Raw genomic sequence first — 21,138 nt, forward strand, 5'->3', positions numbered from 1 at the left:
ACGCGCGGACGTGTCGCGGCACGCTCCCTGTTCAGCCCTGCCGCACCTTGATGGTCGTGGTGCCCGTCTTCGTCTCGGGCACCGGGACCGTGATGGTCAGGACACCGTCCTTGTACTCGGCGGTCGCCTCGTCGCCCTTCGCGCCCGCGGGCAGCCGGACGGAGCGGGCGAAGGTGCCGTAGCGGAACTCGGTGCGGTGCTTCTCCTCGGTCTTCTCACCGCGCTCGGCGCGCAGCGTCAGCACACCCTCATCGACGGTGATCTCGACGTCCTTGGCGGGGTCGATGCCCGGAAGCTCGGCCCGCAGCACGTAAGTCCCCTCCGTCAGGTGTTCCTCGACGCGGATGCCGTGCAGCCCCGGGACGGCGTGCGTCGCGGGGAATCCGGCCTCGACCCAGCCCAACAGGTCGGGCAGCGTCGTCCAGCCCGGCAGCCGCTCGATCATGCCAGTCATGTCACCCTCCTTTGCCGGTGTGCCTTCTCGTTTCCTCTTCCAGCCTCCTGCTCCGGCCCGGCCGTGCCGAGTGCCGATCGGCCCGTACCCGGATCCGGTCGGGCCCTGGCGCGCGGGATCCGATGCCGTCCCGTCCGCGTCAGCCGGTCTTCCGTCCCCACCGGGGGCCGACCCGGGCCCACTCCGTCTCCCACTGGTCCAGCCGCCGCCGGTCCAGCCGGGCGCAGCCGCCCCGGCCGACGAGCACCACCGCGGCGCCGGCCCCCGCGGCGGCCAGGGCGCCCAGGACGGCGCCCTCCAGTTCGGCCTGGTCGGCGCTCGGGGGCGCGGGCATCAGACGGCCCTCGTCGTCCAGCCAGACCGTCGTCGTGCTCCCGGCCCTGCCGCCGGGCCCGACCTCGGTCACGCCCGTCCGGACGGTGCCGTCCGGCCCCGACCACCTGACGGTGGCCCACGTCCGGTCACCGCCGACGCCCTCGGCCGCGGTGGCGGACCGCGCCCCGTCCTCGGTGAGCACGGCCTGCACGGGCTGCCGACCGGTCCTCAGGCCGTTCACGTTCCGCTCGACGGCGTGGGCGGTCATGACACCCGAGACGACGGACACCAGGATCGCGAGCGTCCAGGTCACGACCAGCAGCCAGGCCTCGACGAGGTAGCTGCGACGCCTGAGCGGGCTGCGGCGGAATCGCCATGCCAGCCGCCCGGCCGGTTTCCCGCGTGTGGTCCCGGTCATCGTCGTCACCCGGCCGGCACGCCCTCGCGGGCCAGTACCTCGACGGGCGGGCGCCGCGGTGTGGACCACGTCCGGGTGGCGTGGCCGAGGCGCAGTATCACCTGCGGGAACCGGCCCCCGGTGACTTGTGTTCGCAACTCCGCCCGCAGCACGGGCAGTTCGAGGGGCTGGGTGTGGAAGGCCGCCATGACGTGATGGGCCGCCGCGTACAGCAGGACACGCTGGAGCGCCTGTCCCGAGCGCAGCCAGTCCTGGCGGCCGTCGCAGTGCGTGGACAGCACGGCCACGGTGCCCGTCCGCGGGGACCACCTCCGGGGCCGGCGGGCGGACGGCAGGGCGACGCCGAGGTAGTCACGGCCGGCCAGCAGTGTGCGGTCGGGGTGGTGACCGCAGACCTCGACGGGCACGCCGTACGGGCCCACGCAGCGCGTCAGTTCGGCGCGGTGGACTGGATCCGAGCGGTGTACGTTCTCCGCGACGCGCACCAGGTCCGCGAGCAGCCGGAGCTTCTCCGGCCCGTCGACGACCTGGAGGACGGCTCCCTCGGCCCGGGCGTGGTCGCGCAGGTCGTCCAGGAGCGTATCCGCCACCGGGTCGGGTCCGAAGAGCCCGCGGTGGGTGTGCCGCCAGGGCATCGCGCGGGCCATCAGTGCCTCGTCGGGGGCCACCGGGGCGTGCGCCGCGTATCCGACGCGGGCGAGGAAGGCGGAGTCCCCCGGCTCGGGCAGAAGATCGACGGCAGGCCGGAACCCGAGCCGGCCGACCGCGATCCGCACGTTGAACAGAGCGGCCCCGCAGGCGATGACCGCCTCCCGGCCGCCGGGGTCGGTCACGGTCATCCGCTGCCGGCCGCCCGTGTGCACCTCGAAGCCGTGGTCGTGGCCCTCCTCGGCGAAGAACCAGGGCTGGCTGTTGTGCGGCGAGGGTGCCAGGGAGGCGGCGCGGGCCAGGTGGAGAGCCGCCCGGCCGGGGCTCTCGTACGTCAGGGACATGATGCATCCACCCTTCGTCGAACTTCCCGGCCCGCAGGGCCCTCCTCGTCCGCCTCCGGCGGGGATCAGGCCTTCTCCCCCACCAGTTCGTCGGCGATGTGCCCCGCCCACTCCTCGATCCGGGGGAAGTCCCTGAAGTCGCCGCCCTTCCCGTTGCGCACGATCCCCTCTGCGATCCATCCCTTCGCGCCCTCTTCGAGGCAGCCGCCGAAGGTGACGTGTTCCCTGGCGCCGAGCCTGATCATGGCCCGCTTCACTCCGGGTACGGGCGGGATGTCCCGCTCCGAGGCCGAGGAATCGAGCGGGCCGCTGCTGAACATCCACAGCGGGCGTCCGGCCAGTGCCCGCCGGTGATGCCGGACGAAGCGGCGGGCGTGCTTGTGCCAGCGCCCGGCGTACAGGCCGCCTCCGACCACCACGGCCTCGTACGACGCCACGCTCGCCACGGACCGGGCGGGCAGTACGTCGACCGTCAGGCCGTCCTTGCGCAGGACCTTGGCCACGGCCTCGGCGATCCCGGCGGTCGATCCGTTCGTCGTTCCGTAGGTGACCAACACGCTGCTGGGCATGGCGGTCCGCCTCCTCTCGTGTGGTGCGCGGGTCAGATCTTGCGCAGCCAGTCGTCGGCGACGCCGTGCAGCGCCTGTTCGGCGGGCTTGATGTGCGTGTCGTCCAGCCGGTAGGTGAGTTTGTCGACCACACCGACCACGCCGTCGATCTGGCGTGTCATGGAGACGGCGATCTCCGTCTCGCTCTTGCGTTCCATTTGGCCCGACAGCGTGACCACGCCCTCCGTGACGAAGACGTCCGTACTGCGCGGCGGCAGCCACAGCGCCCGGACGAGGACCTCGTTGATGACCACGTCGCGGATCTCGGCGTCCGGCCGCAGGAAGACCTGGAGCAGGTCGCGCCGGGTGACGATGCCGACGAGCCGCTGTTCCTCGTCGAGAACGGGAAGCCGTTCGATGCGGCGCTTGGCCATGGTCCGGGCGGCCTCGACGATGGTGTCGTCGGCGTGGACCGTGACGGGCGGCTCGGTCATGAGCCGGCCGGCTGTGCGGGCTTCGGCCTTCCCCGCCCGCCTCCGGGCGCCGCGTGTCAGACCGGCGAGGCGGTGGCGACGCTTCGGCTCGTAGGGGTCGGGGGTCGCCGCCTGGCGGAGCATCAGGTCCGTCTCGGAGACGACTCCGATGACCTTCTCGTCCTCGTCGACCACCGGCAGTCCGCTGATCCGGTGGTCGGCGAGCAACCGGGCCACTTCCTTGAACGGGGTGCCGTACGTGACCCGGACGACCTCGGTGGTCATCACGGAGCCGACCTTGTCGTGCTTCATGGCTGTTCCTCCTCAGCGAAGCCTGCGCAGATAGGGGTCCTGGGGCCTGCGGGGCAGCAGGCGTACACGCGCATCGAGCACACTGACGCCGCCCGGTGTCGCGAGAACGGGGTTGAAGTCGGCCTCGGCCAGCTGCGGCAGGTCGCTCGCCATGCGGGACAGGCGCAGCAGGAGTTGTTCGAGGCCTTCGAGGTCGACGGGCCCGGCGCCGTGCGCGCCGAACAGGAGCGGGGCGCAGCGCGGGGCCGTGATCAGGTCGTGGACGTCGTGGTCGGTGAGCGGGGCGAGCCTGGCGGCGTGGTCCGCGAGGACTTCGGTGGCCGTGCCGCCGAGTCCGAAGAGGACGAGCGGGCCGAAGACCTGGTCCTGGACGACACCGGCGAACAGTTCCGTGCCGCGGTCGGCGAGCGGCTGTACGACCACCCCGGTCAGCAGGCCGGCGAACCGGGTCTCCAGGTCCCGGTAGGCGGCGCGGACCTGGGAGTCGCCGCGCAGGTCGAGGTGGACGGCATGCTGTTCGCTCTTGTGCACGAGTCCGGGCCAGTGGGCCTTCATGACCACCCGGCCGTCGAAGCCCCGCAGCCGGTCGGCTGCGAGCACGGCGTCGTCCTCGGTCTCGGCCCAGGCCCAGGCGAGCTGGGGAATGCCGTAGCAGCCGAGGAGTTCGGCGCATTCGCGCGGGTCGAGCCAGCCGCCGTCGGGGTGCGTGTCGAGGTAGGCCGCGACGACCGCGTGGGCACGTGCCGTGTCGACGCCGTCGAGGTCGGGGACGGTACCCGCGGGGCGGGCGAGCCAGGCCGCACGGTGGGCCGCGTGGGCCAACGCCCGTGCCGCTGCCTGGGGTTCGGCGTATGCGGGGACGGTGCCGCCGTCCGCGGCGGGCAACAGCTCGACCGGCAGGGCCTGTTCGAGTCGTACCGCGGCGATCGGCTTGGTCCGCCGCGCGGACGCGTGGGTGAGGGCCCGGACGAGGTCGTCGCCCGTCGCCTCGGCGACCGCCGTGGGAACGAGGGCCACCAGGACGGCGTCGACGCCGCCGTACCGCATGATCCGGTCCACACAGTCCGTGAGCTGCGCCTCCGTGACCGCGGCGCTGGCGTCGACCGGGTTGCCGACGGCCGCGCCTTCGGGCAGCACGGCGAGCAGATCGTCGATCAGCTCCGCACCGGGAGCGGGCAGGGAGAGCCCGGCCTCGGCGCAGGCGTCCGCCGCGAGTACGCCGGCTCCGCCCGCGTTGGTGACGATCGCGACGCGGGGCCCGGCCGGCAGCGGCTGGGAGTGCAGAAGGGCGGCTGCCTCCAGCAGTTCGCCCACCGAGCGGGTGGCGGTGATGCCCGCCTGGGTGAAGAGCGCGCCCCGGGTCATGGTGCGGGTGGCGGCAGCAGCGGTGTGCGAGGCGGCAGCGCGGCGGCCCGCGTCGGTACGGCCGGCGTCCACGGTCAGCACCGGCATCCGGCGGGTGACCCGGCGGGCGGTGCGGGAGAAGGCGCGCGGCTTGCCGAAGGACTCCAGGTGCAGCAGGGCGAGATCGGTGCGGCCGTCGCTCTCCCACCACTGGAGCATGTCGTTGCCGCTGACGTCGTACTTGTCGCCCAGCGACACGAACGTGGAGACCCCGATGCCGAGCCGGGACATCCCGTCCAGCAGAGCGATGCCGACACCGCCGGACTGGACGGCGACACCCGCGGTGCCGGGGCGCGGACGGCCGACGGCGAAGGTGGCGTCGAGGCACAGCTCCGGGTCGGTGTTGGTGATGCCGAGGCAGTTGGGGCCGACGAGCCGCATGCCGTACGTGCGGCAGGCCGTCAGCAGGGCCTGGGCCTGGCCCGCGTCCAGTCCTGCGGTGATGACGAGCAGGGCCCGCACGCCCGCCTTGCCGCACTCCTCGGCGGTGTCCGGGACCACGGCGGCGGGTACGGCGAGCACCGCGAGGTCGGGCGTCCTGGGCAGGGCTCCGACCGACGGGTGGCAAGGCACGCCGAGGATCGACTGTGCCGCGGGGTTCACCGCGAACAGGCGCCCGGCGTAGCCCTCCGCGTGCAGCTTGTGCAGCACCGCCCGGCCCACCGAGCCCGGCTTGCGCCCGGCGCCGACGACCACGACCACCTCCGGCCGCAACAGCGGCTTCAGACTGACGACACCGGCGGTGCGCTCGCGCTCCTCCACGGCCGTGAGGTAGGTGTCGCTCTGGTCGAGCTCGATGGTGCAGCGCACCTCCGGGCCCTCGAAGCGGCGCGCCGTACGCAGGCCGAGGTCGGCGAAGAGCCGCAGCACCTCGTGGTTCTCGCTCAGCGCGTCGGCCGTGAACGTGGTGATGCCCTCGGCACGGGCGGCCGAGACGAGATGTTCGACGAGGAGGGTGCCGACACCCCGGTGGTGCAGTCCGTCGGCCACCGCGATGGAGATGTCGGCCGCGTCCCCGGTGCCGCCGGTGACGTACTCGGCGAGGCCGATGACCCTGCCCTCCGTCTCGGCCACCAGAGCCCGGTGGCCGGGATGCGCAGGAGCGCAGGCCTGGTCGGCGGCGAGTTCGGCCGAGCGCCGGCTCGTCCCGAAGAACCGCAACCGCAGGTTCTCGGGGGACATCTCCTCGTAGAACCCCTGCAACTGTTCGTGGTCGGCCCGCTCCACCGGGCGGATGCACACGGTGGTGCCGTCCGCGAGCAGAGCGTGGACGGTGGGGCTGCTGAAAGCGTCATCCCTCATCGCGGGTTTCCTCCAGGTCTCTTGACACTCACAGCGTCCAGCGCGACGGGGCGGAGCCCCATGGGCTGTCCGGGGGCGGAAGGAGGGCCGACCGGCCCTCAAAGAACGGCCGGGTCTCCTGTGCTCCGGTCGCCCGTGGGCCAGGACTCAGTCGTGGGGTACGACGGCCACGGGGCAGCCGACATGACGGATGGCGGCGTGGGTGACGGGGCCGGTGCGCGGGCCCAGCGGACGCTCGGCGAGCCGGTGTCCGACGACGAGCAGACTCGCTCCCGTGGCGGCCCGGACGAGCACCGACTGGGCCCTGCCCTCCGCGACGGTCTCCGTGACCTCTATCTCGGGATACTTGTCCCGCCACACCTGCAGCACGGCGGACAGGAAGCCCTGCCACTCCTCGGCACGCCGGGTCTCGTCGATCAGCCCGATCTCGCCCGGTCCGAGGCTGAGCGGCGACGGCGTCTGCCAGGCGTGCACCACCCGCAGCCGCGCGCCGCGCAGCCCGGCCGCCTCGAAGGCGAACTCGATCACCTCGTCGCACGCCTCGTCGAGGTCGATGCCCAGCACCACGTCTCCGTGCGCGGTCGGGGCCGGGTCGTTCCCGTCCCGCGCCGGCGGGTGTTCGTCCGGCGTCTCCGCCGGGGCCCGCACGAGGACCACCGGCCGCGTGGCCCGCGCCACCACTCCGAGCGCCACCGACCCCACCAGGAATCCGGTGAGTCCGCTCAGCCCGCGCGAGCCCAGGACCAGCACGTCGGCCTGCTCCGCCGCACGCAGCAACGCCTGCGTGGCCGGCCCCTCCTGCTGTTCGTCGTGGATCCGCACGCCCGGGCACGCCTCGCGGACGCGCTCCTCCGCCCGACGCAGCACCTGCCGTCCCAGATGACGCTGGACCGCGCCCGTACGCTCGCCCTCCGCGGAACGTGGGGTCCAGTTCCTGACGTGCACCAGCCGCAGCGCCCGGCCGCGGCGTCCGGCCTCACCGGCCGCCCACTCCGCGGCGGCCAGGCTCTCGGCGGATCCGTCCACACCTACGATCACGGGCGCAAGCATGATGTGTCCCTCCGGTCCCTGAACTCCCCGTCACTGCCAGCGTCACACCGCACACGACCGGCAGGTATGGGCCACCGGGTCTCGCTCCGGGACCATCCGGCCCATGCCGGACCGGAGTTGGCAGAACCGCGCTCGAAATGTGGGTCCGCGACCGGGGCGATCGCGTGCGACCGTCACTACGGGAGCACCAGTCGCCCGGGGCGAACCCGGACGAGGACGGCTCCGGCAGCGGCAGCGGCAGGGGGCCGAGCCCCGGAGCCCCGTCCCTGGTCTCCGGGCCGGTCGGGCCGCGCCGGACGAGGTCGAGGGTGCCGGCCATGGCACCCAGGTGGATGTCCTCGCCGGCGGTGCCCCCAGGTCGTGCACGACGATGCCGGCACCGTGCCGCGGCGGGCGCGCCCGGGTGTCCTCCATGACGACGGCTCGGCCGGCGGGGACACCGGTCCGGCGGACCGCCTCCAGGAACAGGCCGGGCTGCGGAGTGCCCGCCGCCACCGTGGCAGCCGTGACGGTCCTGGCGGAGGGGCGGTTCGGGCCTCGCCGCGGGACGTTCGGCCCGGCCGGCCCTCACACCGGCGGTTGGGGCCACTCGGCCCGGCCGGCGACCCGGTCGGCCTCTGGGCGGCTCGGCGCTGGGGCCGGAGACTGAGGACGAGGTCCGCAACGGGGTTCGTCACGACCGATGTCCGACCGTCCGACGGGCGCCGGTGCGTGCCCTGTCGACGACTCGCGGCATCGGGCGGAACCCGGTGTTCCGAGCGGACGAACGGAGGCAGGAAACCATGATCCCTCTCATTCTGATCGGCGCGGCCGTACTGGGCGCGTGCCTGGTGTTCGGCTACAGCTCCTTCATGGTCGGCTTCATCCTCATGGCCGCCGGCGTCCTCGGGCTCATCGCGTTCATGGCCACGCCCGGAATGGTCCGGCGTCCCGGCGAACGAGAGACGATCATCGAGGAACGGCACTTCATCGGCGATCACGACGACCACCGGCACTACCGCACGTGACGTGACCGGCAGCGTGCTTCGGGGCATCGGCTCCCGAAGCACGCTGCGACGGACGAGCAGGACGAGACGAGCAGTCGGACACCCCCGGCCGCTGCCCGCGCGATCTGCCGGAGTGTTCTGCCGGAGTGGCGCTCGTGTCACTCGCAGGACGTGCGCAGCACTTCGGCGTCTTCGACGATGTGGCGGAGATCCGCCACGAACCGGGCCGCGGGTGCCCCGTCGATCACGTTGTGGTCGAAGGTGACCGTCAGATCCAGCACCTCGCGCACCACTGTCCGCCCGTCCAGGACACGGGGTTGCTCGGTCACCCCACCGACCACGATCTGCAGGGACATCAGCGTCGGCGGGGCGATCCCGAACCCGCCGCCGGCGCCGTACATACCGACCGCCGAGACCGCGACGGTCCCCGTCCGCTGCCGCAGCCGCACGGACCGGGCCAGCACCGCGTACATCGCCGGCATCAGGCCTGGGATCCGGGTCAGGGTGGGGCCGAAGCGGTCCAGCAACCGCCCCGTGTCGGTGATCGCGTGGTCCGCCTTGACGCTCCTCAGCTCTGCCGTGAGGTCCTGGACGTCGCGCACGTCGGCGTCCCGCAGAACGTGCGGGAGCGCGAAGAGTCCCTGCGCCGTCTCCACTTCCACCAGCGTCACCACGTCGACGTGCTGATGGCGCACCAGGCGGCCTCGCCAGTTCCGGTAGGCGTGGGCGTGCGGGTGCCCGGCCGCGGCCCGGGCCACGGACGCCACCACGAACGCGGTGAAGGACAACGGGCGGCCGGACACGGCGAGGAGCTGGCGGGCCGTCGTGACGTCGAGTGCGACCAGGCTGTGCATGGCCGCCATGCGTCGGCCTGCCCGCTCGGCGGCGATCACCAGCAGCCGGCTCGACGGGAAGGGCCCGATGTCGGTCCCTCGCGGTCGGCCCGCGGTCCCCGTGGCCGACCGCCGCAGGGTACCGCCCGTGCTCGGCGAGACGGTCTCGCCCCTCCTCGTACCGAAGTCACCCATGGTGTTCCTCCTCGACCGGCGTTGGTCTACGCTCCGGCGACGATCGGCCCGGAAGTCGTCTCCGGGTCGGCAGCCACGGTCGTGCACCTCTCACAGGCGGACCGGAGGGTGATGCCGCACAGGCGTCGGCCGGTGCGGTGCCGGCGTCGGTGGCCTGGGGCTGCGACGGCGCAGCAGCCGTACGGCGAACTCGTCGAACACCGCGGCAAGCACGGCCGTCATGCCCATGGCCAAGACCAGCAGGACGGCGAACCGCTCCCAGAACTCCGGTGTGAGACTCGTACCCACTGTCCTCACCCCCTCGAATCAGTACTCTTCCCTGTCCTCCCAGCCAACCCCGAAGCAGATCGGGACGCATGAGCCGACCGGCCCGGACCTGGGCCCTGAACGGCCCTCGCACCAGGGTCCGTAAGGGACTCACCCTCATACGCCGGCGCCGGTTCCCGATGGCTGTGCCGTCGGGCCGTCGTCCGGGGCATCCGGGTCGAGGTCCCGACGGCGGGGCGGCCCCGCGAGCGCGCAGTCCACGTCCACGACGCCTTCGACCGCCCGTACCAGCCGTACGGTGACGGGCACGAGGGTGGTGTCCCCGATCCTGCCGGTGAGCTTCACGGCTCCGTCGCGCACCTCCACCCGGATCGGTTCGAGCGGTTCGGGGAACAGGTGGGCGACGACCTCGTGCCGGATCTCCTCGGCGATGTCCTCGTCGTCGCGGAGGAAGACCTTGAGCAGGTCGGACCGGCTGACGATGCCCTGGAGGGCGCCTTCGCCGTCCACCACGGGCAGCCGCTTCACCCTGCCGCGTGCCATGATCCGGGCCGCCTGGGCGAGCGGCACGTCCGCGAGGACGGTGATCGCCGGTGCCGTCATCAGTTCCTCGGCGGTCACACCGCCGGCCTTGACCAGGTCGGACAGGCGCCGCAGCTGGGTGTACCGGTCCGGGTCTCCGTCGCGGAACGCCTCCTTGGGCAGCAGGTCGGCCTCGGAGACGACCCCGACGACCAGACGTCCGTCCTCCAGCACGGGCATGGCACTGACCTTCCACCGCTGCATGGTCTTCACGATGTCCTTGAACGTCGCTCCCCGGCCGAGGGCGACGACGGTGCGGGTCATCACATCGCTCACGATGTGCGGAGTGCCGTGCATGGCGTCCTCCCATGTGCTCGTATCGCGCCACACCTTCAGCGTCGGCCATGGACCCACCGGGGGCATGGGCCGAGTGGCCCATGCCCAGGTTCCGGTGGGCTCTCGTTGCACGCGCCGGACCGTACCCACCTGGGGCCGGGGCTCCTCTCGGGTTCTCCGATCACCACTCGGGCGGGAACAACGTGCCGTTCGCCCCGGACGCGGGGCCACGCGGCCCCTGCCCCCGCCGACACCCTCGCGAGGACGCTTGAACGCGAGGTCCGCACAAACGGTGCGCGGACCCGTCCCCGGGAGGTGTTGGCCGTGCTGCGTCCCGTTGTCGTAGGCCTGGACGGTTCGCCCGAGAGCCTGGCCGCCGCCGACTGGGCGGCCGGGGAGGCCCTGCGGCGCGGCCTTCCGCTGCGCCTGGTGCACGCGTGGGAGGGGCTTTCGGCCGAGGATTCCGTGCTGCCCGAGCTCGAAGCGCCGCGCTCCTGGGCGCGGCGGACCCTGCGCGGCGCCATGGACCGGGTCGACGAGCGCTACCCGCAGGTGCGTCTCAGCGCCGAGCTGCTCGCCCGGCCCGCGGCAGACGCCCTCGCCGCGGAGGGCGCCGAGGCCGAACTGCTCGTCCTGGGCAGCCGTGCGTTCAGCGGCTTCGGCGGGTTCATGGCCGGGTCGGTGGCGTCGGCGACGGTGGCCCGTGCGACACGGCCCGTCGTCCTCGTGAGGGCCGGCCGGACCCTCGACGACGAGTACCTGCCGGACGCCGAGGGCCGCTCCTCGGCACACATCCTGTACCGCGACGTCGTGGTCGGCGTGGACACCTCGCATCCGTGCGAGGAGGTGCTCGCGTTCGCCTTCGAGTGCGCGGCGCTGCGGTCCGCGCTCCTTCGGGTCGTGCACACCTGGCGTCTGCCGTACGCCTCCCTCGCGGCGGAATCGAAGGCCGGCACCGCCGCGCAGCAGTCCGCCGAGCGGGCGCTGGCCTCCGTGCTCCGGCCGTGGCGGGAGCAGTACCCCACGGTGGAGGTCCGGCAGCTGGTGGAGAACGGGCGTGCGGCGCAGCAGTTGCTGCACTCCGCGCAGGGCGCGGGCCTGCTGGTCGTCGGCCGCAGGATCCGCCTGTCCGGGCTCGGCACGCACACCGGGCCGGTCGCGCACGCGGTGATGCACCATGTGCGCTGCCCGGTCGCGGTCGTCCCGCACGAGTGATTCTCCGGTCCGGACATCGCTGGAGCCCTCGCGTCTTCCGCGAGGGCTCCAGCGGCGGTCGGCCGGTCGTGGTGCGTCAGCGGACGAACTCCCCCACCGCGGCCTTCAGTTCGGACAGTCCCTTCTTCGCGTCGGTGAAGAACATGCCGGTCCTGGGGTCGGTGTAGAGCTCGTTGTCGATGCCGGCGTAGCCGTGCCCCATCGACCGTTTGATGACGACGACGCTCCTGGCCTTGTCGACGTCGAGGATCGGCATACCGGAGATCGCGTTGCCGGGGCGGCGGGCGATCGGGTTGGTGACGTCGTTCGCGCCGATGACCAGGGCCACGTCGGCCTGCGGGAACTCCGGGTTGACGTCGTCCATCTCCTTCAGCTGTGTGTAGGGCACGTTGGCTTCCGCGAGGAGCACGTTCATATGGCCCGGCATGCGGCCCGCGACCGGGTGGACGGCGTAGCTGACGTCCACACCGTGGTCGGTCAGGGTCTTCGCCAGGTCGCCGAGTTCGTGCTGCGCCTGGGCGGCGGCAAGACCGTAGCCCGGAACGAAGATCACCTTGCTCGCGTACGCCAGCTGGACCGCCACGTCGTCCGCCGAGACCGAGCGCACCTGCGCGGGTGCCCCGCTCCCGTCGGCCGTCGCCGGAGCGCTGTCGCCGGTGCCGAAGCCGCCGATGACGATGTTGGCGATGGAGCGGTTCATCGCGTCGGCCATCAGCTTGGTGAGGATGCCGCCCGAGGCGCTGACGAGCATGCCCGCGATGATGAGCGCGGTCTCGTCGAGCACGAAGCCCGCCATCGCGACCGCCGACCCGGTGAAGGCGTTCAGCAGGGCGATGACCACCGGCATGTCGGCGCCGCCGATCGGCAGCACCATCGTCACGCCGAAGAGCAGGGCCACGGCCACGAGTCCGTACAGCGCGACCGGGCTGTCGGGCGCCAGCACCAGCCAGCCGGTGCCGGCGACGAAGGAGACGGGCAGCAGCACGTTGAGCAGCCGTGCGCCCGGGAAGACCACCGGCGCCCCGGACACGAGGCCCTGCAGCTTGCCCGCCGCGATCAGCGACCCGGAGAAGGTGACCGCGCCGATGACGATGTCCAGCGCGCCGGGCAGCGACACCCGTGCGCCCAGGACGGCCGGGTGGTCGGCCTGGAGCAGGTCGCCCACCGCTATGAGCGCGGCAGCGCCGCCGCCGACCGCGTTGAAGATGCTGACCAGTTGGGGCATGGCGGTCATCCGCACCTCGCGGGCGGCCCACAGTCCGAGTGCCGCCCCGAGGACGCCGCCCGAGACCAGCACGAGCCAGCCGGTGCGGCTGATCACGTTCTCGTGCACGACCAGCCACACGGTGGCGCCGACGGCGATGGCCATGGCCCCGGCCGAGAGGGTGTTGCCGCGCCGGGCGGTGCGCGGGTGGTTCATCAGGTGCAGGCCCAGCACGAAGCAGGCCGCCGCGGCCAGGAAGATGTAGTGGACGGCGTTGGAGACGGTGTCCATGGCGGTCACACCTCCGCCTTCTCGTGCGTGCCGGTGGCGGGCTGTCCGGCGGCCGGCTTCCGGTCGGCGGGCCTGGCCCTGAACATCTCCAGCATCCGGTCCGTGACGACGTATCCGCCGACCACGTTCATCGCGCCGAACACCATGGCCACGAAGGCGAGGACGTAGCCGAGCCAGGTGTGCGCCTCCGCCGCGATCAGCATCGCTCCGATGACGACGATGCCGTGCACGGAGTTGGATCCGGACATCAGCGGTGTGTGCAGGGTCGCCGGGACCTTGCTGATGACCTCGATGCCGACCAGGACACTCAGCACGAAGACGGTGATCGCGGTGAGGAGATCGAGGTTGCTCATGATGACGCTCCTCCCATGAGAGCGGCCGTGATCTCGTCGGCCGGGTCGAGGTGCAGTTCGCCGTCGCGCACGAGGTGGCTCAGCAGGGCGACGAGATTGCGGGCGTACGCCGTGGACGCGGCGGTCGCCATGGCCGAGGGCAGGTGTCCGGCGCCGATGAGGGTGACCCCGTTGTCGAGGACGGTGGTCTTGTCGGGCTCGGTGCCCTCGACGTTGCCGCCGAGTTCGCTCGCGGCGAGGTCGACGACGACCGAACCGGGCCTCATCTGCTCGACAGTGGCGGCCGTCACCAGCAACGGCGGCCTGCGGCCCGGTACTTGGGCCGTGGTGATGACGATGTCGGAGCGGGCGATGTGCGCGTCCAGCTCCTCCCGCTGGGACTTCTGCTCCTGCTCGGTCAACTCCCGTGCGTAGCCGCCCTGTCCCGCGCCCGGTTCCCCCGCCGACGGGCTCTGGATGTCGAGGAACCGCGCGCCGAGCGACTCCACCTCCCCCCGGGAAGCGGGGCGTACGTCGTACGCCGAGACGAGGGCGCCGAGGCGGCGGGCGGTGGCGATCGCCTGGAGTCCGGCCACTCCGGCACCGAGGACGAGGACCTGCGCCGGGCGCATGGTGCCCGCCGCGGTGGTCAGCATCGGGAAGAACCGGTCGTACGAGCCCGCCGCCAGCAGGGCCGCCTTGTAGCCGGCGACACTGGCCTGGGAAGTCAGCGCGTCCATGGACTGGGCGCGGCTGAGGGTGCGGGGCAGCAGGTCGAGGCTCATCGTGCGTACCCCGCGTCCGGTCAGTTCCGCGGCCAGGGCGGGGTGGCGCAGTGGTTCGAGCAGCCCGATCAGGGTCTGCCCGGCGCGCAGGGACTGAGCCGTCTCCGCGTCGGGCGGGCCCACGCACAGCACGGCGTCCGCTCGCGCGTACAGCTCGTCCGCCGGGACGACGGTCGCGCCCACATCGGTGTACTCGGCGTCCGTGAACCAGGCTCCGGAACCGGCACCGGTCTCGACCAGGACGTCAAGTCCCGCCCGGCGCAAGAGGGTTACGGCCTCGGGGACGAGAGCGACGCGGCGTTCGCCGGGCGCCCGCTCCCGTACGGCGCCGATGGTGAGGGTTGCCATGATCTGCTGCCTCTCCCCGGGGCCCGGTGGTGCCGGACCCCGGCGCTGTCAGAACTCGAAGACGAGCCGCGCTTCGGCCCGTCCGCCGAGAACCTCGTCGAAGGATTCGTTGACCTGGTCCAGGCGCCGCGGTTCGGCGATGACCTGGGTGCGTCCCGCCGCGTGCAGCGCGAACACCTCGGACAGGTCCTGCCGGGTGCCGACGATGGAGCCGATGACGGAGATGCCGCCGAGCACGGTCTCGAAGATCGGGACGTTGATCGACGCGTCGTCGGCGGGCAGTCCGACCATGACGAGCCGTCCGCCCCGGTTGAGGGACCGGTAGGCCTGCTCGAACGCCTCGGACGAGGCGGCCAGCACGACGGCCACGTCGGCGCCGCCGGCCTTCCTGATCTCCTCGACGGGGTCGTGCGTACGGGCGTTGACGAGCTGGTCGGCGCCGAGCCGGTGGGCCAGGCCCAGCTTGTCGGGTTCGAGGTCGACGGCGGTGACGAAGCCGCCCACGAGCCGCGCGTACTGCACGGCCAGGTGGCCGAGGCCGCCCACGCCGAAGATGGCGACCCGCTCGGCCGGCACCACGTGCGCGACCTTGATCGCCTTGTACGTGGTGACGCCGGCGCAGGTCAGCGGGGCCGCGTCGAAGGACGACACGCCGTCGGGCACCGGGACGACCGCGCGGGCGTTGGCGACGGCGTACTCGGCGTAGCAACCGTCTACGGAGTAGCCGGAGTTGACCTGGCTCTCGCAGAGGGTCTCCCAGCCGGAGACACAGTAGCGGCAGGTGCCGCAGGACGAGCCGAGCCAAGGGATGGCGACGCGTTTGCCGACCAGGTCGGCGCTGACCCCCTCGCCCACGGCCGTGACCGGGCCGACGCCTTCGTGGCCGGGGACGAACGGCGGCCGCGGCTTGACCGGCCAGTCGCCGTGGGCCGCGTGGATGTCGGTGTGGCAGAGGCCGGAGGCCTCCATACGGACGAGCACCTGTCCGGGGCCGGGCTCGGGGACGGGAAGGTCCTGGATCTCCAGGGGCTTCCCGAGGTCGGTGACGACTGCTGCCTTCATGATCTGCTCCTCGACTGAGCTCTGTGCCGGAAATCGGTTCGGTACGGGGATCCGGCTCGCCGCCGGGTCCTCGATCCGGGTGACGAAACGCAGCCCGTCCCCTGCTGCGAGGGAGAAACCGCCCGGTGTTCCCTCTTCGACGTCCAGGACGAAGCGCGGGCGGCCGAGCGCCTCGTACAGGTCGGCGTCGATGTGGAAGGTGGCGCCGTCCAGGACGCCGAGCAGCATGTCGCCCTCGCCGAGGACGAATTCGCCGCCCGGGAAGCACATGGGGTCGCTGCCGTCGCAGCAGCCACCGGACTGGACGAACATCACCGGCCGGCCGTGGGCGGCGCGCAGGGCCTGGACGGCCCTGTGCGCCGCCCGGGTGGCGGTGACGCGCCCGGCGTTGCCGTTCTCGACTGTGGCGGGCATGTCGGTGCACCCTTTCGGATCCGCTGGCTTGCGGGTTCGCTGGATCGCTGTGTCGGCTAGAACAGCCCGAGCGGCTTGGTGCCGTAGCTGACCAGGAGGTTCTTGGTCTGGCTGTAGTGGTCGAGCATCATCTTGTGTGTCTCGCGGCCGATGCCGGAGACCTTGTAGCCACCGAACGCGGCACCCGCGGGGTACTGGTGGTAGCAGTTCGTCCAGACACGGCCGGCCTTGATGGCGCGGCCCATCCGGTAGTTGCGGTTGGTGTCGCGGCTCCACACGCCGGCCCCGAGGCCGTACAGCGTGTCGTTGGCGATCTCCAGCGCCTCGGCCTCGTCCTTGAAGGTGGTGACCGCGAGGACGGGACCGAAGATCTCCTCCTGGAAGACCCGCATCTTGTTGTGGCCCTTGAGGACGGTCGGCTCGAAGAAGTAGCCGTCCTTGAACTCCCCGCCGATGGCGGCACGGTGGCCTCCGACGAGCAGTTCCGCGCCTTCCTTGAGACCGATCTCGACGTACGAGGCGATCTTCTCGATCTGCTGCTTGGAGACCTGGGGGCCCATCATGGTGTCGGTGTCGAGCGGGTCGCCCTGCCTGATGGCGCGGATGCGTTCGAGGCACCGGCCCATGAACTCCTCGTAGATGTCCTCCTGGATGAGGGCACGGGAGGGGGCGGTGCAGACCTCGCCCTTGTTGAACGCGTACAGGACGAGTCCCTCGACGGCCTTGTCCAGGAAGTCGTCGTCCTCGGCGGCCACGTCGTTGAAGAAGATGTTCGGCGACTTGCCGCCCAGCTCCAGGGTGACCGGGATGATGTTCTGCGCCGCGTACTGCATGATCAGGCGGCCGGTCGTGGTCTCACCGGTGAACGCGACCTTGGAGATGCGCTTGTTGGTGGCGAGCGCCTTGCCGATCTCGGCGCCCGGGCCGTTGACGACGTTGAGGACGCCCGGCGGCAGGATGTCGCCCACGGCCTCCATCAGCTTGAGGATCGACCACGGGGTCGGTGACGCCGGCTTGATCACCGTGGCGTTGCCCGCGGCGAGCGCCGGGGCCAGCTTCCACGCGGCCATCAGCAACGGGAAGTTGAACGGGATGATCTGCCCGACGACGCCCAGCGGCTCGTGGAAGTGGTAGGCGATCGTCTCCTTGTCGATCTCGGTGATCGAGCTCTCCTCGGCCCGTATCGCGGCCGCGAAGTAGCGGAAGTGGTCCGCTGCGAGGGGGATGTCGGCGGCGAGGGTCTCGCGGACCGGCTTGCCGTTCTCCCAGCTCTCGGCGACCGCGAGTTCCTCGCGGTGCGCGTCGATGGCGTCGGCCACCTTGTTCAGCACCGCGGCACGCTGTGCGGTGGACGTCTCGCCCCACACGTCCTTCGCGGAGTGCGCGGCGTCCAGGGCGAGTTCGATGTCCTCGGGACCCGACTTCGGGACCTCGCAGATCGGCTTGGCTGTGGCGGGGCACAGGTTGGGCGTGTACTGACCCGTGGTGGGCGCCTGCCACTTGCCGCCGATGAAGTTCTCGTACCGGGGCGCGACGTCGACGGGGCTGCCTTGGCTGCCCGGAGTTTCGTACCTCATGGTCCTCACCTTTCGCGAGGGTTGTGGCGATGTTCAGCAAGCTAGGCGCTGGAACGCTGCAGCAACGCTGCATGCCGTCCGACCTGCGGAAGCCGGGGCAGGAGGGACGAGCCGGCGTCCAGTGCGCGGGCCCGCGCCGCAGCGGCGGCACGCTGCGGCGAACCCGTCGGAAGCGCGCGGGCGAGCGCCACCCACGCGGGGGCGTCCTCGACTCCCCATGCCGCGTCCACCCAGCGGCGCAGCAGCCGGGCGTCGCCGCTGCTGAGCACCGCTCCGCGCAACTGCTGCTCCAGGGACCGCCGTTGTTCCACGACGACGGGTGCTTCGGAGCGGGGCAGCAGCGGACCGGGGTAGCCGGCCAGTGCCTCGCCCAGCCGTCCTGCGGCGAGCAGCGCGGTCACATCGGCGAAGTCGGTGCGCACCGGGCGCAGCAGCTCGTACGGCCGCGACCCGAGGAGGGCGGGGCCGAGCACCGTGCGCAGCCGGGTCAGTTCGGCGCGCAGCGTCGAGGGTGACAGTTCCCGCTCCGACAGGTCCACCGCGAGCCGGTCACCGGTCACGCCGCGGCCCTCCAGCGCGAGCGCGACCACGATCTCGCTGTGCCGCGGGCTCAGCCGGTGGACCCGCCCGTCCCACTCCAGCAGGGCACTGTCCCGGCCCAGAGCCGTCAGTCGTACGGCGCTGTCCCGTCCTGGGCGCGCCGCGTCCCGCGTACGCACCGCGCGGCCGTCGGGACCGAGCAGGACCGCCGGTGCGCTGAGCGTACGGGCGAGCTCGGCCTCCGCCGCCAGAGCGGCGCCCCTCACCGCGGCCAGCGCGGAGGGCGTGGCGATGGTGCCGCCGCCGGAGAGGTCGACGACACCGAGCACCCGGCCCGTGCCCGGGTCACGTACGGGGGCGGCGGCGCACGACCAGCCGTGCGCGGCGGCGCTGTAGTGCTCGCCGGTCACGATCTGCACGGGCCGGCCCAACTCCAGTACGACGCCTGGGGCGTTGGTCCCGGCCTGCGCCTCGGACCACACGGCGCCCTCGGCGAAGTGCATGCGCTCGGCACGTTTCATGGCCGCGGTGTCGCCCTCGACCCACAGCAGGGTGCCGTCGGTGTCACCGACCGCGAAGACGTGACCGTCGTCCGCGGCGCCGGCTCCCAGCAGCTCCCGGAACAAGGGGAGCACCGCGACCAGCGGGTGGGTGCGCCGGTAGGCGGCCAGTTGTTCGGCCGTCACGCGCAGCGGCGGCAGGCGGCTGCCGTCGGGTCGTACACCGCACGCCGCGCAGCGCCGCCACGAGTCGGCCACCACGCGCCGTACGCCCTCCGGTGGTCCGGGCGTCGTCATGAACCTCTCGTGCGCGAAGCGCAGTTCGGATGCCGAGGCGGCGGTGGAAGCATCCATACGGCCAGCACCTCCAACGTGCCTTCCTCCGGTCCGGTCGCACCAGCCTCACCCGCACGCGGCGAAAGATGCAGGGGCCGAACGGCCCCTGCACCAGGGATTCCTGTACCTCCGGCCCGGGTGCCGCACCGGTTCTCCCGTCAGCTCTGCGGGAGCCGGGCCGCGACGTACTCGGTGAGGTCGAGGAGCCGGTTGGTGTAACCCCACTCGTTGTCGTACCAGCCGAAGACCTTGACCAGGTTTCCGTGGGCCTGGGTGAGCGGGGCGTCGAAGACGCAGGAGGCGGGGTCGCCGACGACGTCGCGCGAGACGATCGGGGCGTCGGACACCCGCAGCACGCCCTTCAGAGGTCCGTCGGCGGCCTCCCGGAACGCGGAGTTGATCTCGTCGACGGTCACTTCCCGGTCGAGCACCAGGGTCAGGTCGGTCAGGGAACCGTCCTCGACCGGCACGCGTACGGCGATGCCGTCCAGGGTTCCGGACAGCTCCGGCAGGACGAGTCCGACCGCGCGGGCGGCGCCGGTGCTGGTCGGGATGATGTTCACCGCGGCGGTGCGGCCACGGCGCAGGTCCTTGTGCGGGCCGTCGAGCACCACCTGGTCGTTGGTGTAGCCGTGGATGGTGGTCATCAGGCCCTTGTCGATGCCGAAGTTCTCGTCGAGGACCTTCACCATCGGCGCCACGCAGTTGGTGGTGCAGGAGGCGTTGGACACCACATGGTCGCTGTCGGGGTCGTAGGTGCTCTCGTTGACGCCCATGACGATCGTGGCGTCGACTCCCTTGCCGGGGACGGACAGCAGCACCTTGCGCGCGCCCGCCTTCAGGTGCCGGCCGGCGTCCTCGCGGGTACGGAAGCGGCCGGTGGACTCGATGACGACGTCCACGGCGAACTCGCCCCAGGCCAGGGCGGCGGGGTCGCGTTCGGCGGTCACTGCGATGCGGTGCCCGTCCACGGTGATCGAGTCGTCGTCGTGTTCGACGGTGCGGCCGAGCCTGCCGTACGTCGAGTCGTAGGACAGCAGGTGGGCCAGGGTCGCCGGCGAGGTGATGTCGTTGATGGCCACCACCTCGACCGGCGTGCCCGCCCCGGCCTCCGCGCGCTGCAGCACGCAGCGCAGGTAGTTGCGTCCGATGCGGCCGAAGCCGTTGATGCCCACGCGCACGCTCATGTCCGTTGTCCTCCCGATCGATCCGCCACTGGGGTGCGCTGCCAGCCTGGTGGCAGCGGATCGGTTCGGCCTTGGGCCGTCCGGGGGCCAGATGAGGGACGTTCGGCCCGGCGGACCGCCATGGCATCGGCGGACCGCCATGACGTCGGCGGATCTCCGTGACGTCATGGCGTACGGGCTGTCAGGCCCCGTCGTGCCTGAGCCGCTCCTGGACCTGGGTGGCGATGACGGCGGCCTGGATGCGCCGCTCCACGCCGAGCTTCGCCAGCAGCCGTGAGATGTGGTTCTTCACCGTCTTCTCGGCGAGGAAGAGGCGCTGACCGATCTGACGGTTGGTCAGCCCCTCACCGATCAGGACGAGGATCTCCTGCTCCCGGCCGGTCAGGCCGGGCAGCGCGCCGGGTTCCTCCTCCTGCTGCTGGTCGTTGCGCAGACGGGCCAGCAGTCTCGTGGTGGCGCTCGGGTCGAGCAGCGACTGGCCCGAGGCGACCGTGCGTACGGCGGAGACCAGGTCGGATCCCTGGATCTGCTTGAGCACATAGCCGGCGGCTCCGGCCATGATCGAGTCCAGGAGTGCCTCCTCGTCGTCGAACGAGGTCAGCATGAGGCAGGCCAGCTCCGGCATCCGCGAGCGCAGTTCACGGCACACGGAGATACCGTCGCCGTCGGGGAGACGGACGTCGAGGACGGCGACGTCCGGGCGCAGGGCGGGGACGCGCGCCAGTGCCTGTTCGACATTGGCGGCCTCGCCGACCACGGTGATGTCGGGTTCGTCGTTCAGCAGGTCGTGCACCCCTCGCCGTACCACCTCGTGGTCGTCCAGCAGAAAGACCCGGATCGGGGCCTTGGGAGTGGTCTGCTCACTGTCCGTCATCGACGGCTCCTGTCCTGCGTCGTCTGGTGTCCCGTGCCGGAATCCGCCCGGTGGACGGGACCGGTC

General features: G+C 72.0%; 20 protein-coding genes and 2 pseudogenes. 2 read left to right on the forward strand and 20 right to left on the reverse strand.

The features are described 5' to 3' along the window. Positions 1 to 31 precede the first annotated feature (31 nt). From OG595_RS03915 to OG595_RS45290, 8 genes and pseudogenes are all read right to left on the reverse strand, one after another. The gene (locus tag OG595_RS03915; protein WP_329267800.1) at positions 32 to 454 is read right to left on the reverse strand and encodes an Hsp20/alpha crystallin family protein; all 423 of its coding nucleotides are present in this window, start codon (positions 452 to 454) and stop codon (positions 32 to 34) included. 139 nt (positions 455 to 593) lie between these two features. Further along, positions 594 to 1,187, reverse strand: coding sequence for an Rv1733c family protein (locus tag OG595_RS03920; protein ID WP_329267801.1), 594 nt, complete (start codon positions 1,185 to 1,187; stop codon positions 594 to 596). Between the two features lie 5 nt (positions 1,188 to 1,192). Continuing rightward, positions 1,193 to 2,179, reverse strand: coding sequence for an Acg family FMN-binding oxidoreductase (locus tag OG595_RS03925; protein ID WP_329267804.1), 987 nt, complete (start codon positions 2,177 to 2,179; stop codon positions 1,193 to 1,195). 65 nt (positions 2,180 to 2,244) lie between these two features. After that, complete coding sequence (locus OG595_RS03930) at positions 2,245 to 2,748, reverse strand: flavodoxin domain-containing protein (protein WP_329267806.1); 504 nt, start codon at positions 2,746 to 2,748, stop codon at positions 2,245 to 2,247. 32 nt (positions 2,749 to 2,780) lie between these two features. After that, the gene (locus OG595_RS03935) at positions 2,781 to 3,512 is read right to left on the reverse strand and encodes a CBS domain-containing protein (protein WP_329267807.1); all 732 of its coding nucleotides are present in this window, start codon (positions 3,510 to 3,512) and stop codon (positions 2,781 to 2,783) included. A 12-nt stretch (positions 3,513 to 3,524) separates the two neighbouring features. Next, complete coding sequence (locus OG595_RS03940) at positions 3,525 to 6,218, reverse strand: bifunctional acetate--CoA ligase family protein/GNAT family N-acetyltransferase (RefSeq protein WP_329267809.1); 2,694 nt, start codon at positions 6,216 to 6,218, stop codon at positions 3,525 to 3,527. Positions 6,219 to 6,365: 147 nt separating this feature from the next. Then, entirely contained in the window at positions 6,366 to 7,268 is a 903-nt protein-coding gene (locus tag OG595_RS03945) for a universal stress protein (RefSeq protein ID WP_329267810.1), read from the reverse strand. Further along, positions 7,195 to 7,623 (reverse strand): annotated as a pseudogene (locus OG595_RS45290) (hypothetical protein); the annotation flags it as partial. The gene OG595_RS03945 and the pseudogene OG595_RS45290, both read right to left, overlap by 74 nt. Positions 7,624 to 8,050: 427 nt before the next feature. On the opposite strand from OG595_RS45290, the gene OG595_RS03950 reads away from it, so the two are divergent. Then, positions 8,051 to 8,275 (forward strand): hypothetical protein, encoded by a 225-nt coding sequence (locus tag OG595_RS03950; RefSeq protein ID WP_329267812.1) that lies wholly within the window; start codon positions 8,051 to 8,053, stop codon positions 8,273 to 8,275. A 137-nt stretch (positions 8,276 to 8,412) separates the two neighbouring features. On the opposite strand, the gene OG595_RS03955 is transcribed toward OG595_RS03950, so the two are convergent. The 3 genes from OG595_RS03955 to OG595_RS03965 all read right to left on the reverse strand — a co-directional run bounded on the left by OG595_RS03955 (position 8,413) and on the right by OG595_RS03965 (position 10,428). Beyond that, positions 8,413 to 9,282: a 2-oxo acid dehydrogenase subunit E2 gene (locus OG595_RS03955; protein WP_329267814.1), complete on the reverse strand. Its 870-nt coding sequence runs from the start codon at positions 9,280 to 9,282 to the stop codon at positions 8,413 to 8,415. Between the two features lie 90 nt (positions 9,283 to 9,372). After that, entirely contained in the window at positions 9,373 to 9,570 is a 198-nt protein-coding gene (locus tag OG595_RS03960) for a hypothetical protein (RefSeq protein WP_329267815.1), read from the reverse strand. 135 nt (positions 9,571 to 9,705) lie between these two features. After that, complete coding sequence (locus OG595_RS03965; protein WP_329267818.1) at positions 9,706 to 10,428, reverse strand: CBS domain-containing protein; 723 nt, start codon at positions 10,426 to 10,428, stop codon at positions 9,706 to 9,708. 303 nt (positions 10,429 to 10,731) lie between these two features. On the opposite strand from OG595_RS03965, the gene OG595_RS03970 reads away from it, so the two are divergent. Further along, positions 10,732 to 11,622 carry a universal stress protein gene (locus OG595_RS03970; protein WP_329267820.1) on the forward strand — a complete coding sequence of 297 codons (891 nt, stop codon included), beginning with the start codon at positions 10,732 to 10,734 and terminating at the stop codon, positions 11,620 to 11,622. Between the two features lie 76 nt (positions 11,623 to 11,698). Here the strand turns inward: OG595_RS03970 and OG595_RS03975 are convergent, their stop codons facing one another. The 9 genes and pseudogenes from OG595_RS03975 to OG595_RS04015 form a co-directional block, all read right to left on the reverse strand. Further along, positions 11,699 to 13,117: an NAD(P)(+) transhydrogenase (Re/Si-specific) subunit beta gene (locus OG595_RS03975; RefSeq protein WP_329282623.1), complete on the reverse strand. Its 1,419-nt coding sequence runs from the start codon at positions 13,115 to 13,117 to the stop codon at positions 11,699 to 11,701. A gap of 5 nt (positions 13,118 to 13,122) precedes the next feature. After that, complete coding sequence (locus tag OG595_RS03980; RefSeq protein ID WP_329267822.1) at positions 13,123 to 13,470, reverse strand: NAD(P) transhydrogenase subunit alpha; 348 nt, start codon at positions 13,468 to 13,470, stop codon at positions 13,123 to 13,125. After that, on the reverse strand, positions 13,467 to 14,582 hold the full coding sequence (locus OG595_RS03985) for an NAD(P) transhydrogenase subunit alpha (protein ID WP_329267825.1): 1,116 nt from the start codon (positions 14,580 to 14,582) through the stop codon (positions 13,467 to 13,469). The genes OG595_RS03980 and OG595_RS03985 overlap by 4 nt, the downstream gene beginning before the upstream one ends. 48 nt (positions 14,583 to 14,630) lie before the next feature. Beyond that, entirely contained in the window at positions 14,631 to 15,644 is a 1,014-nt protein-coding gene (locus OG595_RS03990; protein ID WP_329282625.1) for a zinc-dependent alcohol dehydrogenase, read from the reverse strand. Between the two features lie 84 nt (positions 15,645 to 15,728). Next, positions 15,729 to 16,058 (reverse strand): annotated as a pseudogene (locus OG595_RS03995) (DUF779 domain-containing protein); the annotation flags it as partial. Between the two features lie 56 nt (positions 16,059 to 16,114). Then, positions 16,115 to 17,635, reverse strand: a complete 1,521-nt coding sequence (locus OG595_RS04000) for an aldehyde dehydrogenase family protein (protein ID WP_329267827.1) — start codon at positions 17,633 to 17,635, stop codon at positions 16,115 to 16,117. A gap of 41 nt (positions 17,636 to 17,676) precedes the next feature. After that, complete coding sequence (locus OG595_RS04005) at positions 17,677 to 19,029, reverse strand: GAF domain-containing protein (protein ID WP_329267829.1); 1,353 nt, start codon at positions 19,027 to 19,029, stop codon at positions 17,677 to 17,679. A gap of 140 nt (positions 19,030 to 19,169) precedes the next feature. Beyond that, positions 19,170 to 20,198: a type I glyceraldehyde-3-phosphate dehydrogenase gene (gene gap, locus OG595_RS04010; protein ID WP_329267831.1), complete on the reverse strand. Its 1,029-nt coding sequence runs from the start codon at positions 20,196 to 20,198 to the stop codon at positions 19,170 to 19,172. A gap of 181 nt (positions 20,199 to 20,379) precedes the next feature. Next, positions 20,380 to 21,072, reverse strand: a complete 693-nt coding sequence (locus OG595_RS04015; RefSeq protein ID WP_329267833.1) for a response regulator transcription factor — start codon at positions 21,070 to 21,072, stop codon at positions 20,380 to 20,382. Positions 21,073 to 21,138 lie beyond the last annotated feature (66 nt).

It is taken from the genome of Streptomyces sp. NBC_01451, from assembly GCF_036227485.1.
Classification (GTDB): Bacteria; Actinomycetota; Actinomycetes; order Streptomycetales; family Streptomycetaceae; genus Streptomyces.

Excerpts from the sequence above, each read along its gene's own strand:
- OG595_RS03915 (WP_329267800.1), bottom strand. The coding sequence starts at position 454 with ATGACTGGCATGATCGAGCGGCTGCCGGGCTGGACGACGCTGCCCGAC.
- gap (WP_329267831.1), bottom strand. The coding sequence starts at position 20,198 with ATGAGCGTGCGCGTGGGCATCAACGGCTTCGGCCGCATCGGACGCAAC.
- OG595_RS03935 (WP_329267807.1), bottom strand. The coding sequence starts at position 3,512 with ATGAAGCACGACAAGGTCGGCTCCGTGATGACCACCGAGGTCGTCCGG.
- OG595_RS03925 (WP_329267804.1), bottom strand. The coding sequence starts at position 2,179 with ATGTCCCTGACGTACGAGAGCCCCGGCCGGGCGGCTCTCCACCTGGCC.
- OG595_RS03985 (WP_329267825.1), bottom strand. The coding sequence starts at position 14,582 with ATGGCAACCCTCACCATCGGCGCCGTACGGGAGCGGGCGCCCGGCGAA.
- OG595_RS04000 (WP_329267827.1), bottom strand. The coding sequence starts at position 17,635 with ATGAGGTACGAAACTCCGGGCAGCCAAGGCAGCCCCGTCGACGTCGCG.
- OG595_RS04005 (WP_329267829.1), bottom strand. The coding sequence starts at position 19,029 with ATGGATGCTTCCACCGCCGCCTCGGCATCCGAACTGCGCTTCGCGCAC.
- OG595_RS03975 (WP_329282623.1), bottom strand. The coding sequence starts at position 13,117 with ATGGACACCGTCTCCAACGCCGTCCACTACATCTTCCTGGCCGCGGCG.
- OG595_RS03950 (WP_329267812.1), top strand. The coding sequence starts at position 8,051 with ATGATCCCTCTCATTCTGATCGGCGCGGCCGTACTGGGCGCGTGCCTG.
- OG595_RS03920 (WP_329267801.1), bottom strand. The coding sequence starts at position 1,187 with ATGACCGGGACCACACGCGGGAAACCGGCCGGGCGGCTGGCATGGCGA.
- OG595_RS03965 (WP_329267818.1), bottom strand. The coding sequence starts at position 10,428 with ATGCACGGCACTCCGCACATCGTGAGCGATGTGATGACCCGCACCGTC.
- OG595_RS03990 (WP_329282625.1), bottom strand. The coding sequence starts at position 15,644 with ATGAAGGCAGCAGTCGTCACCGACCTCGGGAAGCCCCTGGAGATCCAG.
- OG595_RS03955 (WP_329267814.1), bottom strand. The coding sequence starts at position 9,282 with ATGGGTGACTTCGGTACGAGGAGGGGCGAGACCGTCTCGCCGAGCACG.
- OG595_RS03930 (WP_329267806.1), bottom strand. The coding sequence starts at position 2,748 with ATGCCCAGCAGCGTGTTGGTCACCTACGGAACGACGAACGGATCGACC.
- OG595_RS03980 (WP_329267822.1), bottom strand. The coding sequence starts at position 13,470 with ATGAGCAACCTCGATCTCCTCACCGCGATCACCGTCTTCGTGCTGAGT.
- OG595_RS03940 (WP_329267809.1), bottom strand. The coding sequence starts at position 6,218 with ATGAGGGATGACGCTTTCAGCAGCCCCACCGTCCACGCTCTGCTCGCG.
- OG595_RS04015 (WP_329267833.1), bottom strand. The coding sequence starts at position 21,072 with ATGACGGACAGTGAGCAGACCACTCCCAAGGCCCCGATCCGGGTCTTT.
- OG595_RS03945 (WP_329267810.1), bottom strand. The coding sequence starts at position 7,268 with ATGCTTGCGCCCGTGATCGTAGGTGTGGACGGATCCGCCGAGAGCCTG.